We start from the raw sequence: 22,129 nt of genomic DNA, 5'->3' as shown, positions 1-22,129 counted from the left end.
TTTTGAGTGTTATCGCCCTCAATGCATGGTAAAATAAGTATGGTAGTTAGAATCATTCTAATATAATTTATTTACGGGAGGTAAATCTATGAAGCTATCGACAAAGATTATTATCGCGCTAATTGCTGGTGCTATTGTAGGAGTGTTAATCAATGCTTTTGCTCCAAGTGCTTTTGCTCCGCTGGACAAGTACTTGTTTACACCGCTTGGCCAAATTTTCTTAAGCTTAATTAAAATGCTTGTTGTACCAATTGTGTTTTTCTCTATCACGTTAGGTGTAGCAGGTTTAGGAGATCCTAAAAAATTAGGAAGAATCGGGGCAAAAACAGTTTCCTACTTCCTAGTGACAACAACCGTTGCAATTATTATCGGTTTAATTTTAGCGTATGCAATTAAACCGGGTACATTTGGATCTTTTGATACACAAAACGCTTCTTTTGAAGCTGAAAAAGCACCACCGGTTGGAGAGACATTCTTAAATATGATTCCAGTCAATCCAATTCAAGCGATGGCTGAAGGGAATATGCTTCAACTTATCGTTTTCTCTATCTTTATCGGTTTTGGTATCACGATGCTTGGAAGTAAAACAAAAGGACTTTACAATTTACTTGAGCAAGGAAATGAATTGATGATGTACCTTGTGAATCTAGTGATGAAGTTTGCTCCGTACGGAACATTTGGGCTTCTTGCAACCGCGGTTGGAAGTCAAGGCTGGCAGGCAATTAAAGCGATGGGGCTATACATGATTGTAGTCGTGCTCGCGCTGTTCATCCATTCAATCGTAACATATGGGGGATCAGTCGCTCTTATGGCCAGACGTAACCCTATTGAATTTTTTAAGGGTTTTGCTCCTGCGATGACAGTTGGATTCAGTACATCAAGCAGTAATGCAACGCTTCCGATTTCAATGAATGTGGCGCAAAAAAATCTTCGTGTCCCCGAGTCTATCAGCAGTTTTGTTCAGCCATTAGGTGCAACTATTAACATGGATGGAACGGCAATTATGCAAGGTGTAGCGACTATTTTTATTGCGCAAGTATACGGGGTTGATCTGTCGTTGGGCGCTCTTGTGACGGTTGTGTTGACAGCGGTGCTTGCTAGTATTGGTACAGCAGGCGTGCCGGGAGTTGGTCTTATTATGCTAGCGATGGTACTGAGTTCGGTTGGCCTGCCTGTAGCAGGTATCGGATTAATTATCGGAATTGATCGCTTGCTTGATATGCTTCGTACGTCTGTAAATATTACAGGAGACGCTGCGTGTGCCGTTATTGTGGCTGAGTCAGAAGCAAAGCGTATCGATAAATCTGTAACGCAATCAGCTTAATATGTGTAAAAGCTCTAGCTATATGCTAGGGCTTTTTTTATTGGCAAGAAACTCTTCTTTTCAGCATACAGTTTAATAAGAGTGTGTGTTTGAAAGGAGAGTGCGGAAATGAATAAAACCCATGTGATAAAGCCGCTGCTCGACGACGACTACCCAGTTATTTCATATGGAAAAGGAATTTATTTGTACGACCAAGATGGAAAAAAGTACATAGATGCTTCGTCAGGGGCAGTTACAGCAAGTATCGGACACGGCGTAAAAGAAATTATTGATGCGATGACGGATCAGGCACAGAAAGTTGCGTTTGTATATCGGTCGCAGTTTACAAGCGATCCGACGGAAGCCTTAGCTAAGAAACTATGTGAATTAAGCAGCAATCATTTCCAGTGGAGCTTTTTTGTTAACAGCGGGACAGAAGCGACTGAAACGGCTATGAAAACAGCCATTCAGCATTTTCAAGAGCAAGGAAAGCCAACCAAAACAAAGGTTTTGTCACGCTGGATGAGCTATCACGGTATTACAATAGGAGCGCTGTCTATGTCAGGGCACGTTGGAAGACGAAAACGTTTCTCGTCTTTGCTTGAAGATTATCCTTCGGTTTCACCTCCTTATTGCTATCGATGTCCGTTTCATCAAACCTATCCATCCTGTAATCTTGCTTGTGCACACGAATTGGAAACAGTTATCAAACGAACCGGCCCTGAACATATTGCTGCTTTTATTACAGAGCCCATTGTAGGAGCTGCCGGAGCAGCTCTTACACCTCCACCCGGTTATTATGAAGTGATAAGAGAAATTTGTGATAAATATGATGTGTTATGGATAGCCGATGAAGTCATGACTGGAGTTGGGCGTACAGGCGTGATGTTTGCATATGAGCACTGGGGAGCTAAACCAGACATCATGACGCTTGGAAAAGGAGTGGGAGCAGGATATACACCGATAGCCGTTACGTTAGCTAGCAGCAAAACGATTGAACCTATCATGAACGGATCCAAATTAATTATGAGCGGCCATACGCTAAGCGCTAATCCGCTGTCAGCGGCTGTAGGGCTAGCTGTCTTAGCCTATATTGAAAAGAACGATCTTGTTCAACAAGTAGCGCTGAAAGGAGCCTATTTAGTAAAAAAATTGAAGGAGCTTCAACTTCTTTACCCTATCATTGGTGATATTCGTGGCAAAGGCTTACTAGTTGGTCTTGAGCTTGTACAAAATCCAAAAACGAAGGAGCCTTTTTCATCCTCCGAAAATATGACGGCGCGCGTAATAAGTAAAGCCCATAAAAATGGTCTTCTCCTTTATCCTTCACAAGCAGGAACAGATGGAGTAGAAGGAGACGGTATTATTATTGCGCCACCATTTACGATTACTCATCGCCAACTTGATGAAGCGGTCGTGTTGCTTTCGAAAACATTGTATGAAGTACAAAATGAAAAACAGGGAGATGAGGTGAAATAAGTGACAAAGGTCGAAAACTCATTTCAAAAGATTACAACTGTGGAACAAGCAATTGAATACGTGGATCATGCTGCTACGCTGATGATAGGAGGGTTTGGAGGCGTAGGCAGTCCGCCTTCTCTCATTGACGGCCTTATTGAAAGCGAAAAATCAAATTTCACACTGATATGCAATGATTCAGGCTTTCCTCATATTGGTGCGGGAAAATTAGTAAGTCAAGGAAGAATCCAAAAACTGATCGCTTCTCACATTGGATCGAATCCTGTGGCTGGAACGCTGATGACAGAAGAAAAGCTGAAAGTTGAGTTTTCTCCTCAAGGAACGCTTGCTGAACGGATTCGAGCGGGGGGAGTTGGACTTGGAGGAGTACTGATTGATGTAGGAATAGAAAATGACATTATTCAATTTGGAAAAGAAAAAGTGGAAGTAGACGGCAAGACATTTTTAGTTGAAAAACCGCTCACAGCCGACGTGGCTTTTGTATATGCAAAAAAAGCAGATCCATTCGGCAACTTGCTCTATGATAAAAGCGCTCGAAACACTAATCCATTAATGGCTATGGCAGGTCGTATAACTATTGCTGAAGTGGAGGAAATCGTTCCTCTTGGCGACATTGACCCAGAGAATGTGATGACGTCAGGCGTATTTGTGGATTATATTGTGCCTTCAAAAGGAGTGAATTGGAAATGGGTTTGGGAATAGATATTCGTCATCGTATTGCAAGACGTGCTGCGGCTGAAATCAAAAACGGCATGATTGTTAACTTAGGGATTGGCATTCCTTCTCTTATTCCTAATTATGTACCAAGCGCTGTTCATGTGATGTTTCATGCTGAAAACGGAATTTTAGGGTTAGGATCTTCGCCTCCTTTAGGTGAAGAAGATGAGAATGTCTGCAATGCAGCAGGCTATCCAACAACTACTGTTCAAGGGGCTTCATACTGTGATAGTGCTACAGCCTTCGCGATGATTCGAAAAGGATACGTCGATATGACCATTCTTGGTGCGTTAGAAGTGAGTGAAAAAGGGGATTTAGCTAATTGGATTGTGCCAGGTAAGCGAGTTCCTGGGATGGGAGGAGCGATGGAATTAGCTCAAAAAGCGAAAAAAGTCATTGTGCTAATGAATCATACGAGCAAGACAGGAGAACCAAAACTGGTCAAGACATGCTCTTTACCTCTTACTGCTTCGGGCTGCGTGGGATTAGTTATTACGGATCGGGCGGTTTTTAAAGTAGAAAAAGATGCGCTTCTTCTAACCGAGTTAATGTCTCCTTATACCGTAGAGGATATTTTGAGTTCAACAGAAGCGACAGTTCGCCTGAGTGATCAATTGATTACGATACGATAAGGAGGACCATTACATGAACATACAGCAATCTATTCATAACTGGATGACAGAGCATCGTCAAAGTGCAGTGCGTTTACTCAAGCGTTTCGTAGAAGAAGCAAGCGTACAGGGTTCTGAAAAGCATGCGCAGGCAATTGTCATTGAACGCCTTCGACAGCTGCAGTTAGATATTGATATATGGGAACCAGACGAAAAAACACTTCGTACCCATGAAGCTTTTGCCTCCAACCGTTCTAGTTTCCGAGATAGCCCGAATGTGGTAGGCGTGTTAAAAGGAAAAGGTGGGGGAAAATCCATCATTTTAAACGGACATATTGATGTTGTGCCTCCCGGCGATCTTTCACAATGGAAGGAAGACCCTTATACGGCCGTTGTAAAAGATGGAAACTTATATGGGCGCGGTGCAACGGATATGAAAGGAGGGAATGTGTCGTTACTTTTAGCGATTCAAGCATTAAAAGAGCTAGGTATTTCATTAAAAGGAGATGTTATTTTTCAAAGCGTAGTAGAAGAGGAAAGCGGAGGGGCAGGAACACTTTCCTGCGTGCTTAGAGGGTATAAAGCAGATGGTGCCATTATTCCAGAACCAACCAACATGAAGATCTTTCCTAAACAGCAAGGCTCGATGTGGTTTCGCGTGACCGTACATGGAGTAGCAGCACATGGAGGTACTCGGTATGAAGGCGTGAGTGCCATTGAAAAAGCAGCTGTTGTGCTTAAACATATTGAGGGTCTTGAAAAAGAGAGAAACAGCCGAATTACAGACCCGCTCTATAATAAAATTCCCATTCCCGTGCCCATTAATATTGGAAATATACAAGGAGGGACGTGGCCTTCTTCAGTTGCTGATCAAGTAGTATTAGAAGGCAGGATAGGAGTTGCTCCGCATGAAAAAATGAAAAATGTCAGAGCGGAAATGAAATCGTGGCTTGAACTTTTGCCTCAGTGTGATGAGTGGTTTGCTGAGCATCCTGTCGACTTGGAATGGTTTGGGGCCCACTGGCTTCCTGGTGAAATTGAATTAGAGCATCCGCTTATGACCTCTCTTTCGTCCTCTTTTTATCAAGTGAAACAGAAACAGCCAATCATTGAAGCATCTCCTTGGGGAACGGACGGAGGGATATTGTCACAAGTTGGAGATATTCCAACAGTTGTGTTTGGACCAGGAGTAACAGAAGTAGCCCACTTTCCGAATGAGTATATTTGTATTCAAACGATGCTTGATGCAGCAGAAATTATTGCGCTCACCGTAGCAGACTGGTGCAGTATTGCGGACTAAGCTAAAAAGGGAGAGGATACAAACAAATGGCGAAACAAGAAACTATTTGTCAACCAACCTTTGCTATGACTCTTTTTTTAGATGAATGTAACAAGCGTCTGAGAATGGATGATTACCGGGGAAATGTGAACGATATTTACAGCTATATATATAAAGAAATTGATAAGGCAACGTACGAAAAGTGGATTATAAAAGCACGTGCCGAACATCTGTTGGACTGGATGAGCTTGGGATTTTCTTTAGAAGCAACTGTTCCCTACTATTTTAACGGAAGCGACGCGTATCTTTTATGCTACTATACGTCTCAATCCCGCCGAGACAGCGGGGAGACGTTAAAAGAAACAGAGCTGCTTCAAGATGTTTTGAATTTGCCGACATCTGATTATTCTCCTTTATCGAATCAACTGATTATGCGCCGAGCCATTTCATCTGACGCTAAACAACTTTCTCAGCTCTACCGTCAAATCTTCACAGTGTATCCGACTCCCCTCTATGAAGAAGAGTATCTCTCTAGTTTGCTTCAAGAAGATAGTTTGTTTTATATCATCGTTGACAAGAACGATATCGTTAGCGCTGCTTCTGCTGAAATTGATTATGTCTATCACAATGCTGAACTAACGGATTGTGCGACTCTCCCTGCTTACCGAAAGTATGGATTCATGAAGCATTTATTAAGCGCACTAGAGGCGGAGCTAAAACAGAGGCATATTTTTTGTGCTTACACAATAGCGAGAGCGCTTTCATTTGGGATGAATGCCGCTTTTCATCAGCTTGGGTATACCTATACGGGACGGTTAACGAATAATTGTTACATTTATAAATCGTTAGAAGATATGAACGTATGGGTGAAGGATCTATCAAAAAGTAAAGGATGAGAAATAATTAACCAATTTATGGGCTGTAACATATAACAATAGTAAATCTTCATAAAGGAGCGATTGTATGTTATATGATTTATATAAGCCGTCCCGACATTGGAAAGATATCGAATTATGGAAAGATGTGCCCGAGGAAAAGTGGAACGATTGGATTTGGCAATTAACAAACACAATTCGAACGCTAGATGATTTAAAAAAAGTCATTAATTTAACTCCTGAAGAAGAAGAAGGAGTGCGCATTTCAACCAAAACCATTCCGCTTAATATTACGCCTTACTATGCATCTTTAATGAATCCAGATGATCCTCGCTGCCCCGTCCGTATGCAGTCTGTTCCGGTTGGCCAAGAACTTCATAAAACAAAATACGATCTAGAAGATCCGCTAGATGAAGACGAAGATTCTCCGGTGCCAGGATTGACTCATCGCTATCCGGATCGCGTTTTGTTCTTAGTTACCAATCAATGCTCCATGTACTGCAGATACTGTACTCGAAGAAGGTTTTCAGGACAAATTGGAATGGGCGTTCCAAAAAAGCAGTTAGATGCTGCGATTGCTTATATCGCCAAAACACCTGAAGTACGAGATGTACTCATTTCAGGCGGTGATGGCTTGCTGATTAATGACAACATTTTAGAATATATTTTGAAAAATTTAAGAGCTATTCCCCACGTGGAAATTATTCGAATTGGCACCAGAGCACCCGTTGTGTTTCCGCAGCGAATAACGGAAAATTTATGTGCCATTTTAAGAAAATATCATCCAGTGTGGTTAAATACTCACTTTAATACATCCATTGAAATTACGGAAGAGACAAAAAAAGCATGTGAAATGCTTGTCGATGCAGGCGTTCCAGTTGGCAATCAAGCGGTTATTTTAGCTGGGATTAATGACAGCGTAGCTATCATGAAAAAGCTTATGCACGATTTAGTAAAAATACGCGTTCGTCCTTACTATATTTATCAATGTGATTTATCAGAAGGAATTGGGCATTTCCGAGCACCTGTTTCCAAAGGGCTTGAAATTATGGAAGGGCTGCGAGGTCATACGTCTGGCTACGCTGTTCCAACGTTTGTTATTGATGCGCCAGGAGGTGGAGGAAAGATTGCCGTTCAACCAAACTATATTATTAGTCAAAGCGCAAGTAAAGTTGTTCTGCGAAACTTTGAAGGCGTGATTACGACGTATCCGGAGCCAGAAAGCTATGTGCCTGGGCGTGCAGATGATTATTTTCGAGCTGTTTATCCAGAATCGGATGCTAAAGATTCTTCCATCGGCATCTCAGGTCTTATGAATGATGCTCAATTCAACCTTGTACCGGAAGGGTTAGGGAGAGTAAAAAGACGTAAAACATATGAAAGTGACAGTGCTCACGAAAGCCTGAAAGACAAACGTGAAAAAAGAGATGAATTAAAAGATAAAAAGTTTAAAGCTCAATTGAAAAAAGACGGTAAAAGCGACGATGCTCCATCATCTTAAGGAGGTCCTGTAATATGACTGTTCAATGCGCATGGTGCGAAGAAGAAAAAGCGGTAGAAACAACCAATACCGCATACTGGGAATTGCCAGATGGAACGAGAAGTATCGAAATTACTCATATGCCATGTATCAGCTGTTCAGGTTGCGGGATGTCATATCAAGAAGAAGAGATCATAGAAGAAGTGGAAACACAGCTGCTTCTTGTCGATACAAAAAAACTTGATGAATCCATTCGGTATGATGAGCTATTAAAAGTGCCAAGATTATTAAAGCGCAACTACTTTAAATTCTAAAAATCCGCCCCTTATTTTGTAAGGGGCGGATTTTCTTATTGATAAGCCTTTGTTCCAGCAGTACGTAGGCTGTATGCGTGCTTTAAAGCTACTGTAACAGGACGAACAGTTGGAAGTTCGACTTCGTCTATTTTCGAAACGGGTAAAAGACCAACAGACGTGCTCGTAATAAAAACTTCATCAGCGTCTTTTAAAAAGGAAGGAGTCATATTTTGTTCTCGGATTTGAATGGCTTGTTCCTGCGCACATTCCAGTACGTTAGCGCGCGTAATACCGGATAGAATTTTTCTTGTGGCAGGAGTCGTGAACAAGACGTTGTCTTTTATCGCAAATACATTGCTGCTCGACCCTTCGGTTATGTATCCGTCTTTTACTAAAATAGCTTCTTTGCACCCTTTAGAAGCCGCAGCTTGTTTGGCCAGAAGGTTAGGAAGTAGGTTCAATGATTTGATATAGCAATTAGCCCATCGCTCGTCTTCCAATAGAAGAGTGGAAATGCCTTTTTCATAGGCTTCTTCAGGTGTTTGGCGAGGATGGCGTATTGTGAGTGCTAATTGTGCAGGTACATCAGGAAATAAATGATTTCGAGGAGCAATCCCGCGCGTAACTTGAATATAAATATCAGCGTCTTTTAACGTTGATTTTTCCATTCCTTGACGAATGATGTCCTTTAGTTCCTGTCTTGAAACCGGCAGTTCAATAAAGATTGCCTTTGCACTTCTTTCTAAGCGGTCTAAGTGACGTTCAATCGAAAACGGAACTCCTTTGTATACACGAATAAATTCATAAACACCGTCTCCAAACTGGTGACCGCGTTCATCAATTGGAATAACTGCCTCGTTAATATCTCTAAACTCTCCAGCATAATATGCTAATTCCATCTTGAAAAACTCCCTTCCTTTAGATATTAAAACGTTAACATAAAATTCAGCAAAATGAAATTATTTACTTGGTTTCTCTAAAGAAAATGAAAAAAGTCATACTCCTTTAGGAGTATGACTTTTATGAAAACGTACGTTTGAATGCTAATGAAAATTTCTGAATGGCTTTTTTAGGTGTAACAAACTGAACGATGAGCTTGGTACCGGTGATGAACCAATCGACAATACGGCTGCCAAGAAGCATCGTTACTAAAATGGACAGTGCGATTAAGACGATAATACCCCATGATGTTGGCTCTAGACTTTTTGAGAAGTCAGTTGTAAAGAACCATTTTAAAATGAAGCCGTGCAATAAATACACGTATAGTGATCGCTGTCCAATGCTTGTTAAAGCAAAACCGCGCGTTGGAATTAAAACCATAAAGGCAAAAGATACAAGAAAAGCAATTCCATAGTGAGAAACGCGCATTAAAAATTCGGCCACATTGTCGTACGTGTTCGTTCCATACAGCATATCTGTGTAAGCCGTGTCGTCTAAGAAAGAATAGCTTCCAATTAATGTAACTAGTAATACGATGGATGCAATGATTCGATTTCGCGCTGTCAAAAGATTTGTAAAAGGCTCTTGTCGCTGTGACAAATAGTAGCCTAAAAGGAAAAACGGGAAGAAGACAAACATTCTGCTAATGCTTAGAATTTTATCAAATCCGTCAATATCAATGAAGCCCATTGCAAGTCCAAGCGAAATAGAGACAGTTAAGCTAATCCACATTGGGAATTTTGCAAAGAAAGGAAGCATTAATTTCCAAAAAATTAAGCTCAGTAGAAACCACATTGCCCATCTAGGAACCAAATATTGAAGCGTGTACGTTTCATCTGTATAAAGCACACTATAATAAAGAGTATAGATCGTTTGGAAAGCTAAGTAAGGAAGAGCCACCTTTGTAAATATTTTTTTGTAATATCCTTTTTTATGGAAATTTTTCGAGAAATAACCTGCTAGTAAAATAAAGACAGGCATATGGAAAATAAAGATAAAGTGATAAATGGACAGCATTCCGCTGCTATCTGTTCGGTACGGAGAAATCATGTGCCCAAATACAACTAAAAAAATTAATACGAATTTAGCGTTATCAAAGTAAGCATTTCGAGTATTCATAGTATTATTTTTCCTCAACATATGCTGATGTAAACCTCCCACCAACAAGATTTATTTAAATGGCGATTATTGTTAGAATAACCTTTCACTACGGAATTAAAACATGAATTCTTCTTTTTTGCAATTACATAAAGGCTTGAGAAACCTGTCGAATCAACGCTTTTGTTATAAAAACGATGTGTTTTTGTTACAAATGTCTTTTTGAAAAAAGAAAAATATTGATATAACAATATTTATTCGTTACGCTAATAGTGAAATTTGTTTTGCAACTGTAACATGAATTTAATATTTTTTGTCCAGTAAAACACTCATATTGCAGTGTTCGACATCTACATATCACAGAAGAAAGTTGTAGATTTCTTGAAAAAATGATAGAAAAGATACACATACCGCTGGAGGGGGAGTACGATGAAATCCTTTTATCACTATATAATGAAATTCCGATCAAATAAAAAACATGATCGAATGGGAGAGTTTGCGCGAAGTGCTTATGATGATCACAGCTTCCCGAAATCTTCAACAGACTATGACGAACTGAGTTCTTATTTAGAACTCAACGGACATTATTTATCAAGTATGACCGTATTTGATGAAGCATGGGAGCTTTATCAAAATAATGCGTGAGAAAATAAAAAGAGGCTAGAACAACAGTATTTTAGTTGAAGGAAGATCCGAACGATTCATCGTTCGGATCTTTTTATTTTCCTTAGCCTGTACAATAAGCAGAAAAAAATGATAGAGGGCAATAGATAATAAAGGCTTGGTTCTAAAGATGTTATACTTCCCCTTTTTTAGTTACTGCATATAATATTGTAACTTTTCAGTAGGTGTATGTTTACTAAGGAGGTGCGACGATGGCAGGGAAGAAAAAACCTAAATACGGAATTGGTGAAACAGTCGTTGTAACAATATACGGGACCGTTGGCACTATTACCGATATAAAAGTGATGGATGGGATTTTTGTATACGAAATCAACCATAGTGAAGGTCTTTTTTTAGAAGATACAATTGAACTTCTAGAAGAATATGAAGGTCAAATATTAGTACAGGAAAGAGTAGAGCTTGAATATAAATTTTTCTTCGGCGATATCGTCCAGGTTTTTAATTATGGAAAAGAGTTATTTAAAATCATTGGTATTCGAACAGAAATATGGCGTTATAAAGAGGATTCATGGGAAGATATTGTCTATGAATTGTCACGTGTAACAGATGGAGAATGGCTTGAGGCTAGTGAAGAAGAACTCATTCTCGTAACTCCTCATGAGGAAACAGAAAATTACGCTCAAAGTGTTGATATGTTGTATTTAGGTAAAGAAATTAAAAAGACGGAGTTGCTACCAAAGATGAAAAAACAAAACGGTTCTGAAAAAGAAGAAGTGAGGTTAACTAAAGAAAAGCATGAGATTATAAACGGTCTTTTAGATGTGTACAATGATTATAAATTTTTGTATGAGCTTTTTGAAGATGAAGAATACGCTGAAGTCATGAACTTAGTGCTGAAACATTTAAAAAAGATAGCAAAATCCGAACAAGGAAAATAGCAGGTAGATGCCTAATAAATAAAAGATAGCCGAGATAGATCATCACATCTCTCTTAGCTATCTTTTATTGTGTATACGGCGATGGTAATGAAAAAAGAATGGGTATAATTACCTTTCTATTTAAACTGCTGAAATTTTAGACATACTATTGCCAAATTGTTCATAAATGTGTATAAGGTAAAACTTCAAGCAGAAGATGGAGTGAACCTATTTTTAAGAAAAATAAGGTACGCTAATCCGTTCAAACGGGATAAGGAGTGATATTGTGAAAGAAATCGAAGTGGTCATTGATACGGAAGAAATTGCGGAGTTCTTTTACAATGAACTAGTCAAGCGAGGCTATGTTCCCGCTGAAGAAGAGCTAGGCGAATTAGCGGATATAACTTTTGATTATCTCATTGATAAATGTATTATTGATGAGCAAGATGAAGAATAAAAAGATAGATACATCTGTAACGACGGGGAAACTCGTCGTTTTGTTTATGAGACAGCGGTTATGAAAAAGGATTAGCAGCTTTTATAGCGGATTGCACTTTTATATGATGCTGAAGGGGAATTTTTTTAACTGAAGAAGCGGGAATAGAGTCAAGAAGAGAAAATATGCTTTCGTCTTCAAACCATTCTTCTTTTCTTAAAAAAAGATGTACGCGGTCTCCCCAGCTCATAGTTAAAGTCGGGCTATAGAGCTTTTTGGAATGAGTTCTGTCATTTGTAAATATATCTGAATTATAATCGCTTCGAGACCCTGTATGAGGGTGTTTAAGGCTAAAGGTATAAATAGCATCATGCAAGTTTGAATAAAAAAGAAGAACGTATAGGGTTTTTCCCACTTCAATCCGTCTTATCACAGACTCAAAATGGTACACTTTCGTTCCACATAAATCAATTTTATTACCTGAATAATAGGGAAAGACGATTTGAGTCATACCGAGAAAATTTTGAGTGTGAAACTGCCAAGAGTGAAGAACATTACGCTGAAACTCTTTTTTAAAGAGAACATTTTTTTCGATATGATACTGTTCGTTCACAATCAGAGCTATTGATAAGAGCGTTTTGTTTCTATGCTGCCAAAAGTCATTCCAAACAGCTTTCATAAAAGAAGATATGTGAAAGGCGGGGAGTAAATGAAACAGATTGCTGTTTTGCTCTTTGCTTTTTTCATAGAGCAACAGCTGAGCGTAAGCATCATGAAATATCGCTGAGTTGGAATGTTCTAAAAACAAGAAGTATGCGTGCTGTTTCTCTGATGAAAGCAGGGATTTTATTAAGGTAGTGGAGAGATCTGTCATATAATAGCCGCCGTTTCGTGAAACTAAGTGTGCTAAAAGAGCCCAGTGAATTTCAGGGTGTTTTTGATAATAGTCCAAATAAGCTTGTGTACGTGTAACATTGTTTTGATTAGCTTTTTTTACTTTTCTTCGAATTTCTTTAATCCATTTTACATCTTCTCCAATAAAAGAGAGCGGGAGAATAGCAGGAGGTTTGTGCTGCATCATCTGCTGCAGACGAAGAACATCCTCCAATCTAATGAGGGGATTTGTGTCAGTAGAAGTCATGTTAAGCCTCCTTTGAAACGTTTAACTATTTTAAAAAAGGGTAAGGGACTTTTTGAAACCTTTATAACATTTCGTACGTATAAAGGGTAACAAATGTTAAGAAAAGAGGTTTTCTTTATGTTCAGAAAAATATTTGAATCATTAACTGGATCTAAACATCGCCGCTACAGCAGCAGTGATCGACACTACCGACGTCCACGCCACTACAGCAGCAGTGATCATCATCACAGACGTCCGCGTCACCATAGCAGCAGTAGCGATTATAAACGAAGCAAATATTATGACAGCCACAGTCATTCAAAATATGGTCATCACCATTACAAGCGTAAACGCAAAAGCGGAAGCTTCTTCTCAAGCTTTTTCTCAAGTTGATTTGGAATGAAAAATCGAATGTTCAAACACTTTCATCGCTGGCTAGTTGACCGTCCTTTTAAAAAAGGAACAGTCATTTGTGAGCGCTATGAAATCATAAATGTACTGGGAATGGGGAGCTATGGTATAACATATGTTGCTAGTGACATTGTGCAACAAAAAGAGGTAGTAATAAAGCAACTCCGCAAAACGAAGCAGCGCACGCCTCAGGGGCTGAAGTCTTTTCATTATGAAGCAAAACTGCTGTCTCAACTAGATCATCCTCAAATTCCTTCGCTGTATGAAGCTGTTGAAATAGATGAAGGGTGTTTTCTAGTGATGGAGTTGATTCAAGGAAAAACGTTTGAAGATTTAATTTTTGAAGAGAAGCGCGTATATACAGAAGAAAAAGCGCTTGACATTTTACTTGATATTCTAAAAGTAGTTTCCGTTATTCATGAGCAAGGAATCGTTCACCGTGATCTTCGTATTCCAAACATTATTGATGTTAACGGGACCATTTATGTTATTGACTTTGGTCTTGCAAGATTTTTGGGAGCTCATGAAGAAACAAGCACCCTTATAGAAGAACAGCAGTTTATGAGACAAACATCGGTTGCAAGCGATATCTATGCGCTTGGTCATTTTCTTTTATTTTTATTGTATTCTGGTTATGAGCCGACGGATAAACAAGAAAAAAGCTGGGAACAAGAGCTAAGCTTGTCGGCGCCCATTAAAACCATCATTCAAAAAATGCTGAGAGCAGATGAAGCGTATGAAAGTATTAAAAGTTTACAAAAAGACATTTATGACTATATAAATAGTAAGAACTCGGGGAGGGAAAAGCATGGCGCTATTTAATAAAGCGTTAGCCCGCATTGGAATTGGTGCAGCGCGAGTGGATGCTAAGCTTGTCAATGATGAATTTCGTGCTGGTGAAACGATTGAAGGGATTGTTGAAGTGTACGGCGGAAATGTTGAGCAGAAAATTGACAGCATCTATCTGCGTCTATTCACAACCTATGTAAAAGAAAGAGACGATAAAAAATACAAGCAGGACATTGAACTTAATACGTTTAAGATTAACGACCCGTTTACGATCCAACCATCTGAAACCAAGTCTATTCCTTTTACCTTTCAGCTACCTGATGATACGCCTGTTACATTAGGGAGAACCCGAGTGTGGGTGGCGACGAGCCTCGATATTAAAGATGCGGTTGATCCGTCGGATATTGATCATGTAAAAGTGCTCCCTAACCTTATGGTAACAAGCACAATTGAAGCGATGGAACAGCTTGGCTTTCGCTTGCGCCAAGTCGAGTGCGAAGAAGCTCCTCGCAGGATGAGAAAAAGACTTCCTTTTGTTCAAGAATTTGAATTTGTTCCAAGCGGTGGAGTGTACGCTGGGAAAGTAGATGAAATTGAAATCATCGTGCAGCCGAGCGGCTTACATGACTACGATTTATTTATAGAAGTAGATCGACGGGCCAGAGGATTTGGCGGGTTTTTATCTGAAATGCTGGATGCAGATGAGTCGCTCGTTCATGTTCATGTTTCTGAAAAAGAAATTCCTCAGTTAAAAAATAGATTAACCAATATTATTTCACGCTATAGCTAACGTGCATAGCTCTCCTTTATTTTTCGTATATTAAAGACAGTAAAAAGAAAGGAGAGAGGTATATGCCGCAATCAAAACAAACGAAAAAAATAAATGCAAAAGAGGAATTTTCGGCTGAATTTGTCGTTCATCAAGCTCCCAAGCCGGAAGACTATATTCAGCCAAAACGTGTGAATAAGTAAAGCATGTAGCACGCTACATGCTTTTTCTTTTAATAGGTTGGAGGAAATAAAAAATGGTAAATCGCACTACAAAATATTCTCTATTTATTGTATCGCTTTTAGCTTTCTTTTTACTCATTTTATTTACGTTTAATACACCTTGGGTGAAACAGCTTGACTTTAATGTACTTCATACCATTGAAGGATGGAGGACGGATACGTTAACACCAATCATCATATTTATAACAACTGTAGGATCTTGGTATGTCACTGCGCCAATATGGTTTGCCATTATAGTATTTCTTCTTTATAAACGAAAAGGATTGCTCGCTTTATATATCACGCTTGTTTTTTGGGGAGTTCGCGCTTTAAATTGGGGATTGAAGGAGATTTTTGCAAGACCAAGACCTGATTGGAGTCAAGTCGTTCCCGCCTCTCACTATAGTTTTCCGAGCGGACATGCCATGAACTCAATGGCGTTTTACAGCGGAGTGCTTTTGTTAATATGGATGTATACAAGAAGCAGGGCTATTAAAACGGCAGCTGCATGCGTAATTGCTATTATTATTTTATTAATTGGATTTAGCCGTTTGTATTTAGGCGTACACTTTTTAACGGATATACTAGCAGGATATTGTGTAGGACTTGCTTGGTCATTAGGAGTCTACCTCCTTTCTAAGCGCCTATATAACCAAAAATAGGAGGAATGGTTACATTTTTTTCGTTAATATTTCATTTTGTTTAAGTAGGCCTATTGATTCATCCATTCAAAAACAACTAATGATAAAATGGGAAACAAATATTTTATGTACATGTTTAATAAGAAAAAACTAGTAATTTCGACAAAAAACGTTTTGATTCGATAAAGGGTTTTCGGATTTTATCACTAATTATATAAGAATACATGACGTAAAAGAGTAAATACTTGCTTTTGGGTGGAGGGAAGAATGTTGAGTGTGTGGACCACAATAAAAAAACAATTTAATATTAGCACAGAATATGATGTAACCATTATGCAAACAGAAGAAAAAGGTGAAAAGCGCGGATATAAGCCTGTCCATCGTCTAACGATTACAGCATTCGATCATCAAGACGCAGCAACACAAGTATTTCAGATGTTTAATATTGCTGATAATTTGCCAAAAGATTGTGATGCGAGATTTATTAGCACAGGCGATATTTTGTTAATTGATGAAGGTACTCGAGGGAAGTATTACTACAAGCTATGGACAGACGGATGGCAAAAAGTGAATCGCCTGCACGTACGTTAAACATAAGGTAAAAGCGACCTATCTGGCCGCTTTTTATTTATATGTTGACTCTTAGTAATCACGAGTATGATGACCAGGGCCATTTTTTCGGTTTGTTGCTGAATATTCATCTCCATGGGCTTCATGTTCTGCTATAATTGCTTCTTTTGGAATGTGATTATTCTTTTTAGGCGAATTAATTCGGTTGCGATGTTTTTTCCCCATACATATCACCTCAGCTAAAGTTAGTAAATCCCTTGCGCTATTAGCGTACCCTTATATAAAAAGACATACTACGCCATTTTTTGGGCAGTATGTCTTTTTATTTTTGACGCATAATGTTAGAAGTAAATAGACATGCAAGGGATACAATATGGTATAGTGAAAGCGTAAGATTTTTTACATATAGGAGGTACGAAATGAGCGTACATATTGGGGCAAAACAAGGTGATATTGCAGAAACGATTTTACTTCCAGGTGATCCACTTCGTGCAAAATACATTGCAGAAACGTTTTTAGAAGACGTAACTTGCTATAACGAAGTGCGCGGTATGCTTGGATTTACAGGAACATATAAAGGAAAGCGCGTTTCTGTTCAAGGAACGGGAATGGGTGTACCATCGATTGCTATTTATGTAAATGAACTAATGAATGAATATGGTGTTCAAAACCTAATTCGCGTGGGTACATGCGGAGCAATCCAAAAAGATGTAAAAGTACGTGACGTTATTTTAGCCATGTCTTCGTCAAGTGATTCACAAATGAACCGGGTTAAATTTGGTCCTATTGACTACGCACCGACAGCTAACTTTGATTTATTAAAGCGCGCTTACGATGCAGGTGTTGAAAAAGGCCTTCAGTTAAAAGTAGGAAGTGTATTTACATCTGATCAATTTTACAATGAAGACGGCCAGCTAGAAAAATTAGCAGCTCACGGCGTATTGGCAGTTGAAATGGAAACGACGGCTCTGTATACGCTAGCCGCTAAATACGGCCGTAATGCTTTGTCGGTTTTAACAGTAAGTGATCACATCTTCACTGGTGAAGAAACAACGTCAGAAGAACGTCAAACGACGTTCAACGATATGATTGTTGTTGCGCTTGAAGCAGCAATTAATGAATGAACATAATTTCATTTATTTGCTGAATGGAAGCGAAATGCTGCCGCGTAACAAATAAAAAGACGAGAAGCAATCAAGCTTCTCGTCTTTTTATTTGCGAAAATTAATTGTTTCCAAATAGGAAATTGTATGGTACGATTTGATACGTTAAAAACGGCCTTGATTTTCGTGAAAGTCGAAAATCGTATAAAAAATTCATAAGAGGTGATAAACCATCATGATGGCAAGTATTAAACAGCAGTGGTTTTCAAATGTTCGAGCAGACATTTTGTCAGGGATGACAGTTGCTCTTGCGCTTATTCCAGAAGCCCTTGCTTTTTCCATTATCGCCGGTGTCGATCCTATGGTTGGTCTGTATGCATCTTTTTGTATGGCAATTGTGATTGCTTTTACAGGTGGAAGACCAGCTATGATTTCAGCTGCAACAGGAGCAATGTCTTTATTGATGATTAACTTAGTCAAAGATCATGGCATTGAGTATTTATTTGCAGCTACTGTTTTAACCGGAATTATTCAAATTTTACTTGGTGTTTTGAAAGTAGGAAGGTTTTTATCGTTTCTTCCTCAAACAGTGATGATTGGCTTTGTAAATGCGCTCGGTATTTTGATTTTTACCGCACAGCTTCCGCATTTTGAAGGAGCAAATTGGATGATGTACGCAATGGTAGCCGGAACGCTGCTCATCGTCTATTTATTTCCGCTCATGACCAAGGCAATACCATCTCCGCTTGTAGCGATTGTCTTGATGACGATTGTAGCGATTGTCTTTCATTTAGATTTAAAAACGGTAGGAGATATGGGGAATATTACGCGTTCATTGCCGGTTCTTCACTTTCCAAAGGTTGATTTATCAGTGGAGACACTGCTCATCATTTTACCTTATTCGCTTCCTTTGGCGATTGTAGGCCTACTTGAATCTATGCTAACGGCAACGGTACTGGACGAAATTACAGATACGCCTTCAAATAAAAATAAAGAAGCGCGCGGTCAAGGCATTGCTAATATTGTAACAGGTTTCTTTGGAGGAATGGCTGGCTGTGCCATGATTGGACAATCTATGATTAATGTAAAATCAGGGGGACGTGGAAGGTTATCTACCTTAGTCGCCGGAGTCTTTTTATTGTTCTTAATTATGGTGCTTGGCGATGTTGTTAAACAAATTCCAATGGCTGCTCTTGTAGGCGTTATGTTTATGGTAGCTGCCGGTACATTTGATTGGCAGTCCCTTAAAGACTTAACGAAATATCCGCTATCGGATGCCATTGTAATGGTTGTTACGGTGGTTATCGTATTGTTTACACATAACTTAGCATTAGGAGTAATGGTAGGTATTGTTTTAAGTACGATTGTATTTGGCTGGAAGATGGCTAAAATCAAAACAACTTCACAAAAAGAAGGCAATATGAAGCAATACAGGGTTTCAGGGCAATTATTTTTTGCTACCATCAGTTTCTTTATGGATGAATTTCAGTATGAAACAGACCCAGATACCATCATTATTGATTTTAGTTCTTCTCATATATGGGATCAATCGGCCGTGATCGGCATCTCAAAAATTATCGATAAGTATGAGCGATTGAATAAAAAGGTTATTGTAAAAGGATTAAATGAAGACAGTAAAAAAATCGTTAGGCAGATTGGCTTAACGTCGCTGTCGAACAAATAAAAGGTGTGCAGTAGCACACCTTTTTTACTTGTTTCGTTTTAGTAGCTGTATGAGCCAGGTGGAAAAAGAAGTTGTAGATGAAGGTGCGGATGTCTGTTTTAACAAAATAGCATAGGCTTTGCGACGATATTGGTAATCAAGCATGCATATCTACTCCTTTTAAAACAGATTTTGAAAGCGTTTTCTTTATTGTAGCATGCTTAATAGGGAGATAAAAGAAAAAAGAGAGACCATTGTCTCTCTTTAATCATTTCCAAACATATAGCGTTTGTGATGCCATGAGATTCCAAACATCAGACCCATTGCAAACATGTTCCCCATCAGTGAACTACCTCCATATGAAATAAAAGGAAGTGGAATTCCGGTAATAGGCAAGACTTGAATGGTCATACCGATATTTTGAAATACGTGGAACGTAAGCATTGAAATAACGCCTACACATAAGTAAGAATTGAATTCATTTTTTGTTTCAAGCCCTAGCTTGATCAAGTAATAAACGAGTACGAAGAAAAGACTAATAACAATGCTGGCGCCTATAAAGCCAAACTCTTCTCCAATAACCGCAAAAATAAAGTCGGTCTGTCCTTCTGGCAAATAGACAACTCCATTTCCGATCCCTTTACCGTTTACCATTCCTGACCCAATCGCATCTAACGATTTCTTTAAATGATAGCCCTCTCCCGAACTATACGACTCAGGATCAAGCCAAGAATAAATACGTCCAAATTGGTATTGCTTAACCCCTAAATACTTTTCTAATAAGTTAGGTGCATAAACAACAAGTCCCAAAATAACAGAACCAACCGCTGTAATACCTAAAAATGCAGGCGCGATGATTTTCCAGCTTACGCCTGAAACAAATACAAGTCCAACTGTGATTGCTAAGAACACAAGAGCGGTACCTAAGTCAGGCTGCTGCATGATTAACAATAAAGGTAAAGCAAGTACAGCGCCTAGTTTACCAAGCAGTAAAAAGTCTTCTCTTACTGTTCGGATACGATATTTTTCATTGTGTTTAACAATGACCGTACTCAGTGTGATAATCAAAAACACTTTCATAAACTCTGATGGCTGCAACGAGAAGCCGGGAAGTGTGAACCAACTTTTTGCCCCGTTAATTTCTCTGGCAATACTTGAAGGAGCCACTAGTAAAAGAAGCAATAAAAAGTTCCCAAATCCATAAAAAACCCACGTTAGCTTTTGAAGCTGATCGGAGTCAAAACGCATGACAAATCCTATAATCACCATTCCAATAATATAAAAAACAACTTGTTGCGCTACGAAGTTCTTATCATACTGCCCAATTTTTTCAGCACTATGGATTGCCACAACGCTTACGCAAAACAATAGGAAGATTAGGAAAGCCAAGTTCCAGTCAAATCTACTAACATTTCTTTGATTTTCACCCATATTATTCACCTGTCACTATTAAATCTCATTCTTTCTTTATGATAAAAGAAAAATGCTGGTTTTTAATGCAAAGTCGATTAATGAAGAGTCGCACTAACCCCGCTTTGCAGTTTTTGCTTTGAATATAGACTTGCTAAAAGTAAGAAAAGATATGTCGCAAGCTGCGTTACCATACAGCCTTTTATTATACATGAATTATTCTATAACATAAATAGGAGAAATGATAACAATTTCTTTTTTCTAAAAACTCTATTTGTAAGGATTTATTCAATTCATCTTCTTTATCTCCTTAAAGGTTAATATGAAAACATATTATAGGAATTTATCTTTTTTTGCACGTGAAAAGATAAAGAAACATGTATATATATAACGAAAGAAAGGGGCAAATAGTTTCATATGAACGACTGAAAAATTCTAAACTGCAAGGACTAAATCTAGCAAGCTATACATATGAATAATAGTAAAGGTAAGAGAAAGTGTTCTACACTATCTTTTTCTACATGCAGACATTCAACTTCTTAGCTCCCTACAAGTAAACAGTCATAGTCTACTTTCTTACTGGTGAACGTATGGAAGGCATAGGGTAGATTACCGAATAAGAGACACAGGATATTAGGAAAATAATAGATAGAGATTAATAGAATCATAACGTAGAGAGGTGTGTTTATGATTATAGGGGCAAGTGTGACAGCATTTTTATTATTATGGTGGACAATTTTTTATAGCGGGCGCTACCATCATTATGTTTCAGAGCCTGTTGGCAAAAGAATTTCCCTTCACGTAGGAATACATGTCACCTTAGTGGTTGGAGTGAATGCATGTCTCTGGCTTGAGCAGCCGCTGCTTTTTTCTAGCATTTTAGCAGGGTGTGCAGGACTAGGAGCCGGATGGTTTGTGGGGATTCCTTTTTCGGTAAAAAGTATTTTAAGCGGAATAATGGGGGGCATAGGAACGAGTGTTAGTTTTTATATCTCTATGAGCATGTGGATAGATCAATTTAACTCGCTGCCTTTTTTATTGATAGGAACGAGCGTTATTTTTAGCGGAAGCTCGTTATTTCAAGTGTTAAAATCGATTCCGTCATTTGAAAAGGTACTGGTGAAAAGGTGGGTTCAACATCCTTTTCTGATAGCGCCTATTTTGATTACCGTATTTTGGCTGTATAATTTTATTGAAAAATATTTTCCGCAAGCAGATCCAACACGCAAGTAGTTTCCGTGTTGGATTTATTATTTCTTCGGGTAAGCCTCCTTTAAGCTCAACAAGTTTGACATCGTTCCATTAGTCTATAGAAGGTAAAAGTAGACATTCACCTATCTTCATTATGATGCATATTGTAACGTAGCAAGCATTATAA

General features: G+C 38.8%; 24 protein-coding genes. 19 read left to right on the top strand and 5 right to left on the bottom strand.

Translation table 11 applies throughout. The annotated features are described in order from the left end of the window. The first annotated feature begins 88 nt into the window (after window positions 1–88). From ACMX9J_RS11160 to ACMX9J_RS11125, 8 genes are all read left to right on the top strand, one after another. Entirely contained in the window at window positions 89–1,324 is a 1,236-nt protein-coding gene (locus ACMX9J_RS11160; RefSeq protein WP_033579852.1) for a dicarboxylate/amino acid:cation symporter, read from the top strand. Between the two features lie 108 nt (window positions 1,325–1,432). Next, complete coding sequence (locus ACMX9J_RS11155; RefSeq protein WP_048019888.1) at window positions 1,433–2,782, top strand: aspartate aminotransferase family protein; 1,350 nt, start codon at window positions 1,433–1,435, stop codon at window positions 2,780–2,782. Beyond that, window positions 2,783–3,484, top strand: a complete 702-nt coding sequence (locus ACMX9J_RS11150; protein ID WP_028415119.1) for a CoA transferase subunit A — start codon at window positions 2,783–2,785, stop codon at window positions 3,482–3,484. Next, complete coding sequence (locus tag ACMX9J_RS11145) at window positions 3,469–4,131, top strand: 3-oxoacid CoA-transferase subunit B (RefSeq protein WP_028415118.1); 663 nt, start codon at window positions 3,469–3,471, stop codon at window positions 4,129–4,131. Before ACMX9J_RS11150 ends, ACMX9J_RS11145 begins: the two co-directional genes overlap by 16 nt. Before the next feature lie 13 nt (window positions 4,132–4,144). Further along, on the top strand, window positions 4,145–5,410 hold the full coding sequence (locus ACMX9J_RS11140) for a peptidase (protein ID WP_047749942.1): 1,266 nt from the start codon (window positions 4,145–4,147) through the stop codon (window positions 5,408–5,410). 26 nt (window positions 5,411–5,436) lie between these two features. After that, a complete protein-coding gene (gene ablB, locus ACMX9J_RS11135) occupies window positions 5,437–6,285 on the top strand; it encodes a putative beta-lysine N-acetyltransferase (protein WP_034270774.1) in 849 nt (282 codons plus the stop codon). A gap of 67 nt (window positions 6,286–6,352) precedes the next feature. Next, the gene (ablA, locus tag ACMX9J_RS11130) at window positions 6,353–7,765 is read left to right on the top strand and encodes a lysine 2,3-aminomutase (protein WP_028415115.1); all 1,413 of its coding nucleotides are present in this window, start codon (window positions 6,353–6,355) and stop codon (window positions 7,763–7,765) included. A gap of 14 nt (window positions 7,766–7,779) precedes the next feature. Next, entirely contained in the window at window positions 7,780–8,058 is a 279-nt protein-coding gene (locus ACMX9J_RS11125) for a YokU family protein (protein ID WP_013058725.1), read from the top strand. A gap of 35 nt (window positions 8,059–8,093) precedes the next feature. On the opposite strand, the gene dat is transcribed toward ACMX9J_RS11125, so the two are convergent. Together dat and ACMX9J_RS11115 are read right to left on the bottom strand one after the other, a co-directional pair. Further along, window positions 8,094–8,939 carry a D-amino-acid transaminase gene (gene dat / locus ACMX9J_RS11120; protein ID WP_028415114.1) on the bottom strand — a complete coding sequence of 282 codons (846 nt, stop codon included), beginning with the start codon at window positions 8,937–8,939 and terminating at the stop codon, window positions 8,094–8,096. A 121-nt stretch (window positions 8,940–9,060) separates the two neighbouring features. After that, entirely contained in the window at window positions 9,061–10,098 is a 1,038-nt protein-coding gene (locus tag ACMX9J_RS11115; RefSeq protein ID WP_416225811.1) for an acyltransferase family protein, read from the bottom strand. A 408-nt stretch (window positions 10,099–10,506) separates the two neighbouring features. Between ACMX9J_RS11115 and ACMX9J_RS11110 the strand changes: the two genes are divergently transcribed. From ACMX9J_RS11110 to ACMX9J_RS11100, 3 genes are all read left to right on the top strand, one after another. After that, window positions 10,507–10,722 carry a YozE family protein gene (locus ACMX9J_RS11110; protein ID WP_013058722.1) on the top strand — a complete coding sequence of 72 codons (216 nt, stop codon included), beginning with the start codon at window positions 10,507–10,509 and terminating at the stop codon, window positions 10,720–10,722. Window positions 10,723–10,952: 230 nt separating this feature from the next. After that, window positions 10,953–11,639, top strand: a complete 687-nt coding sequence (locus ACMX9J_RS11105) for a hypothetical protein (RefSeq protein WP_013058721.1) — start codon at window positions 10,953–10,955, stop codon at window positions 11,637–11,639. Window positions 11,640–11,904: 265 nt separating this feature from the next. Next, window positions 11,905–12,075, top strand: a complete 171-nt coding sequence (locus tag ACMX9J_RS11100) for a YozD family protein (RefSeq protein WP_013058720.1) — start codon at window positions 11,905–11,907, stop codon at window positions 12,073–12,075. A 58-nt stretch (window positions 12,076–12,133) separates the two neighbouring features. On the opposite strand, the gene ACMX9J_RS11095 is transcribed toward ACMX9J_RS11100, so the two are convergent. Further along, window positions 12,134–13,195, bottom strand: coding sequence for a DUF2515 family protein (locus ACMX9J_RS11095; protein ID WP_033579858.1), 1,062 nt, complete (start codon window positions 13,193–13,195; stop codon window positions 12,134–12,136). Window positions 13,196–13,312: 117 nt separating this feature from the next. Between ACMX9J_RS11095 and ACMX9J_RS11090 the strand changes: the two genes are divergently transcribed. The 5 genes from ACMX9J_RS11090 to ACMX9J_RS11070 all read left to right on the top strand — a co-directional run bounded on the left by ACMX9J_RS11090 (window position 13,313) and on the right by ACMX9J_RS11070 (window position 16,596). Beyond that, a complete protein-coding gene (locus tag ACMX9J_RS11090; protein WP_080754470.1) occupies window positions 13,313–13,567 on the top strand; it encodes a hypothetical protein in 255 nt (84 codons plus the stop codon). 6 nt (window positions 13,568–13,573) lie between these two features. Next, a complete protein-coding gene (locus ACMX9J_RS11085) occupies window positions 13,574–14,407 on the top strand; it encodes a serine/threonine protein kinase (protein WP_098626909.1) in 834 nt (277 codons plus the stop codon). Further along, complete coding sequence (locus ACMX9J_RS11080; protein ID WP_028415111.1) at window positions 14,394–15,164, top strand: sporulation protein; 771 nt, start codon at window positions 14,394–14,396, stop codon at window positions 15,162–15,164. The genes ACMX9J_RS11085 and ACMX9J_RS11080 overlap by 14 nt, the downstream gene beginning before the upstream one ends. A 235-nt stretch (window positions 15,165–15,399) precedes the next feature. Further along, the gene (locus ACMX9J_RS11075; protein ID WP_028415110.1) at window positions 15,400–16,026 is read left to right on the top strand and encodes a phosphatase PAP2 family protein; all 627 of its coding nucleotides are present in this window, start codon (window positions 15,400–15,402) and stop codon (window positions 16,024–16,026) included. A gap of 246 nt (window positions 16,027–16,272) precedes the next feature. Further along, on the top strand, window positions 16,273–16,596 hold the full coding sequence (locus tag ACMX9J_RS11070; RefSeq protein WP_013058713.1) for a hypothetical protein: 324 nt from the start codon (window positions 16,273–16,275) through the stop codon (window positions 16,594–16,596). A gap of 51 nt (window positions 16,597–16,647) precedes the next feature. Here the strand turns inward: ACMX9J_RS11070 and ACMX9J_RS11065 are convergent, their stop codons facing one another. Then, entirely contained in the window at window positions 16,648–16,800 is a 153-nt protein-coding gene (locus ACMX9J_RS11065; protein WP_013058712.1) for a hypothetical protein, read from the bottom strand. 194 nt (window positions 16,801–16,994) lie between these two features. On the opposite strand from ACMX9J_RS11065, the gene deoD reads away from it, so the two are divergent. Together deoD and ACMX9J_RS11055 are read left to right on the top strand one after the other, a co-directional pair. Further along, window positions 16,995–17,699 (top strand): purine-nucleoside phosphorylase, encoded by a 705-nt coding sequence (deoD, locus tag ACMX9J_RS11060; RefSeq protein ID WP_013058711.1) that lies wholly within the window; start codon window positions 16,995–16,997, stop codon window positions 17,697–17,699. A gap of 214 nt (window positions 17,700–17,913) precedes the next feature. Beyond that, window positions 17,914–19,362, top strand: a complete 1,449-nt coding sequence (locus tag ACMX9J_RS11055; RefSeq protein WP_028415109.1) for a SulP family inorganic anion transporter — start codon at window positions 17,914–17,916, stop codon at window positions 19,360–19,362. Window positions 19,363–19,605: 243 nt separating this feature from the next. On the opposite strand, the gene ACMX9J_RS11050 is transcribed toward ACMX9J_RS11055, so the two are convergent. Then, window positions 19,606–20,772, bottom strand: coding sequence for an FtsW/RodA/SpoVE family cell cycle protein (locus ACMX9J_RS11050; RefSeq protein ID WP_014458560.1), 1,167 nt, complete (start codon window positions 20,770–20,772; stop codon window positions 19,606–19,608). 666 nt (window positions 20,773–21,438) lie between these two features. On the opposite strand from ACMX9J_RS11050, the gene ACMX9J_RS11045 reads away from it, so the two are divergent. Continuing rightward, window positions 21,439–21,984: a hypothetical protein gene (locus ACMX9J_RS11045; RefSeq protein ID WP_325075026.1), complete on the top strand. Its 546-nt coding sequence runs from the start codon at window positions 21,439–21,441 to the stop codon at window positions 21,982–21,984. Window positions 21,985–22,129 lie beyond the last annotated feature (145 nt).

This window comes from Priestia sp. RMT2NF4 (assembly GCF_047872835.1).
Taxonomy (GTDB): domain Bacteria; phylum Bacillota; class Bacilli; order Bacillales; family Bacillaceae_H; genus Priestia; species Priestia zanthoxyli.
The sequence above is the reverse complement of the archived record's forward strand: the minus strand, read 5'-3'. Positions and strand labels throughout refer to the sequence as shown.

What these genes read in the sequence shown, in the direction of transcription:
- ACMX9J_RS11105 (WP_013058721.1), top strand. Translation starts at nt 10,953, where the DNA reads ATGGCAGGGAAGAAAAAACCTAAATACGGAATTGGTGAAACAGTCGTT.
- ACMX9J_RS11070 (WP_013058713.1), top strand. Translation starts at nt 16,273, where the DNA reads ATGTTGAGTGTGTGGACCACAATAAAAAAACAATTTAATATTAGCACA.
- ablA (WP_028415115.1), top strand. Translation starts at nt 6,353, where the DNA reads ATGTTATATGATTTATATAAGCCGTCCCGACATTGGAAAGATATCGAA.
- ACMX9J_RS11075 (WP_028415110.1), top strand. Translation starts at nt 15,400, where the DNA reads ATGGTAAATCGCACTACAAAATATTCTCTATTTATTGTATCGCTTTTA.
- deoD (WP_013058711.1), top strand. Translation starts at nt 16,995, where the DNA reads ATGAGCGTACATATTGGGGCAAAACAAGGTGATATTGCAGAAACGATT.
- ACMX9J_RS11140 (WP_047749942.1), top strand. Translation starts at nt 4,145, where the DNA reads ATGAACATACAGCAATCTATTCATAACTGGATGACAGAGCATCGTCAA.
- ablB (WP_034270774.1), top strand. Translation starts at nt 5,437, where the DNA reads ATGGCGAAACAAGAAACTATTTGTCAACCAACCTTTGCTATGACTCTT.
- ACMX9J_RS11080 (WP_028415111.1), top strand. Translation starts at nt 14,394, where the DNA reads ATGGCGCTATTTAATAAAGCGTTAGCCCGCATTGGAATTGGTGCAGCG.
- dat (WP_028415114.1), bottom strand. Translation starts at nt 8,939, where the DNA reads ATGGAATTAGCATATTATGCTGGAGAGTTTAGAGATATTAACGAGGCA.
- ACMX9J_RS11045 (WP_325075026.1), top strand. Translation starts at nt 21,439, where the DNA reads ATGATTATAGGGGCAAGTGTGACAGCATTTTTATTATTATGGTGGACA.
- ACMX9J_RS11055 (WP_028415109.1), top strand. Translation starts at nt 17,914, where the DNA reads ATGATGGCAAGTATTAAACAGCAGTGGTTTTCAAATGTTCGAGCAGAC.
- ACMX9J_RS11115 (WP_416225811.1), bottom strand. Translation starts at nt 10,098, where the DNA reads ATGAATACTCGAAATGCTTACTTTGATAACGCTAAATTCGTATTAATT.
- ACMX9J_RS11050 (WP_014458560.1), bottom strand. Translation starts at nt 20,772, where the DNA reads ATGGGTGAAAATCAAAGAAATGTTAGTAGATTTGACTGGAACTTGGCT.
- ACMX9J_RS11085 (WP_098626909.1), top strand. Translation starts at nt 13,574, where the DNA reads ATGAAAAATCGAATGTTCAAACACTTTCATCGCTGGCTAGTTGACCGT.
- ACMX9J_RS11110 (WP_013058722.1), top strand. Translation starts at nt 10,507, where the DNA reads ATGAAATCCTTTTATCACTATATAATGAAATTCCGATCAAATAAAAAA.
- ACMX9J_RS11065 (WP_013058712.1), bottom strand. Translation starts at nt 16,800, where the DNA reads ATGGGGAAAAAACATCGCAACCGAATTAATTCGCCTAAAAAGAATAAT.
- ACMX9J_RS11125 (WP_013058725.1), top strand. Translation starts at nt 7,780, where the DNA reads ATGACTGTTCAATGCGCATGGTGCGAAGAAGAAAAAGCGGTAGAAACA.
- ACMX9J_RS11095 (WP_033579858.1), bottom strand. Translation starts at nt 13,195, where the DNA reads ATGACTTCTACTGACACAAATCCCCTCATTAGATTGGAGGATGTTCTT.
- ACMX9J_RS11090 (WP_080754470.1), top strand. Translation starts at nt 13,313, where the DNA reads ATGTTCAGAAAAATATTTGAATCATTAACTGGATCTAAACATCGCCGC.
- ACMX9J_RS11145 (WP_028415118.1), top strand. Translation starts at nt 3,469, where the DNA reads ATGGGTTTGGGAATAGATATTCGTCATCGTATTGCAAGACGTGCTGCG.
- ACMX9J_RS11160 (WP_033579852.1), top strand. Translation starts at nt 89, where the DNA reads ATGAAGCTATCGACAAAGATTATTATCGCGCTAATTGCTGGTGCTATT.
- ACMX9J_RS11155 (WP_048019888.1), top strand. Translation starts at nt 1,433, where the DNA reads ATGAATAAAACCCATGTGATAAAGCCGCTGCTCGACGACGACTACCCA.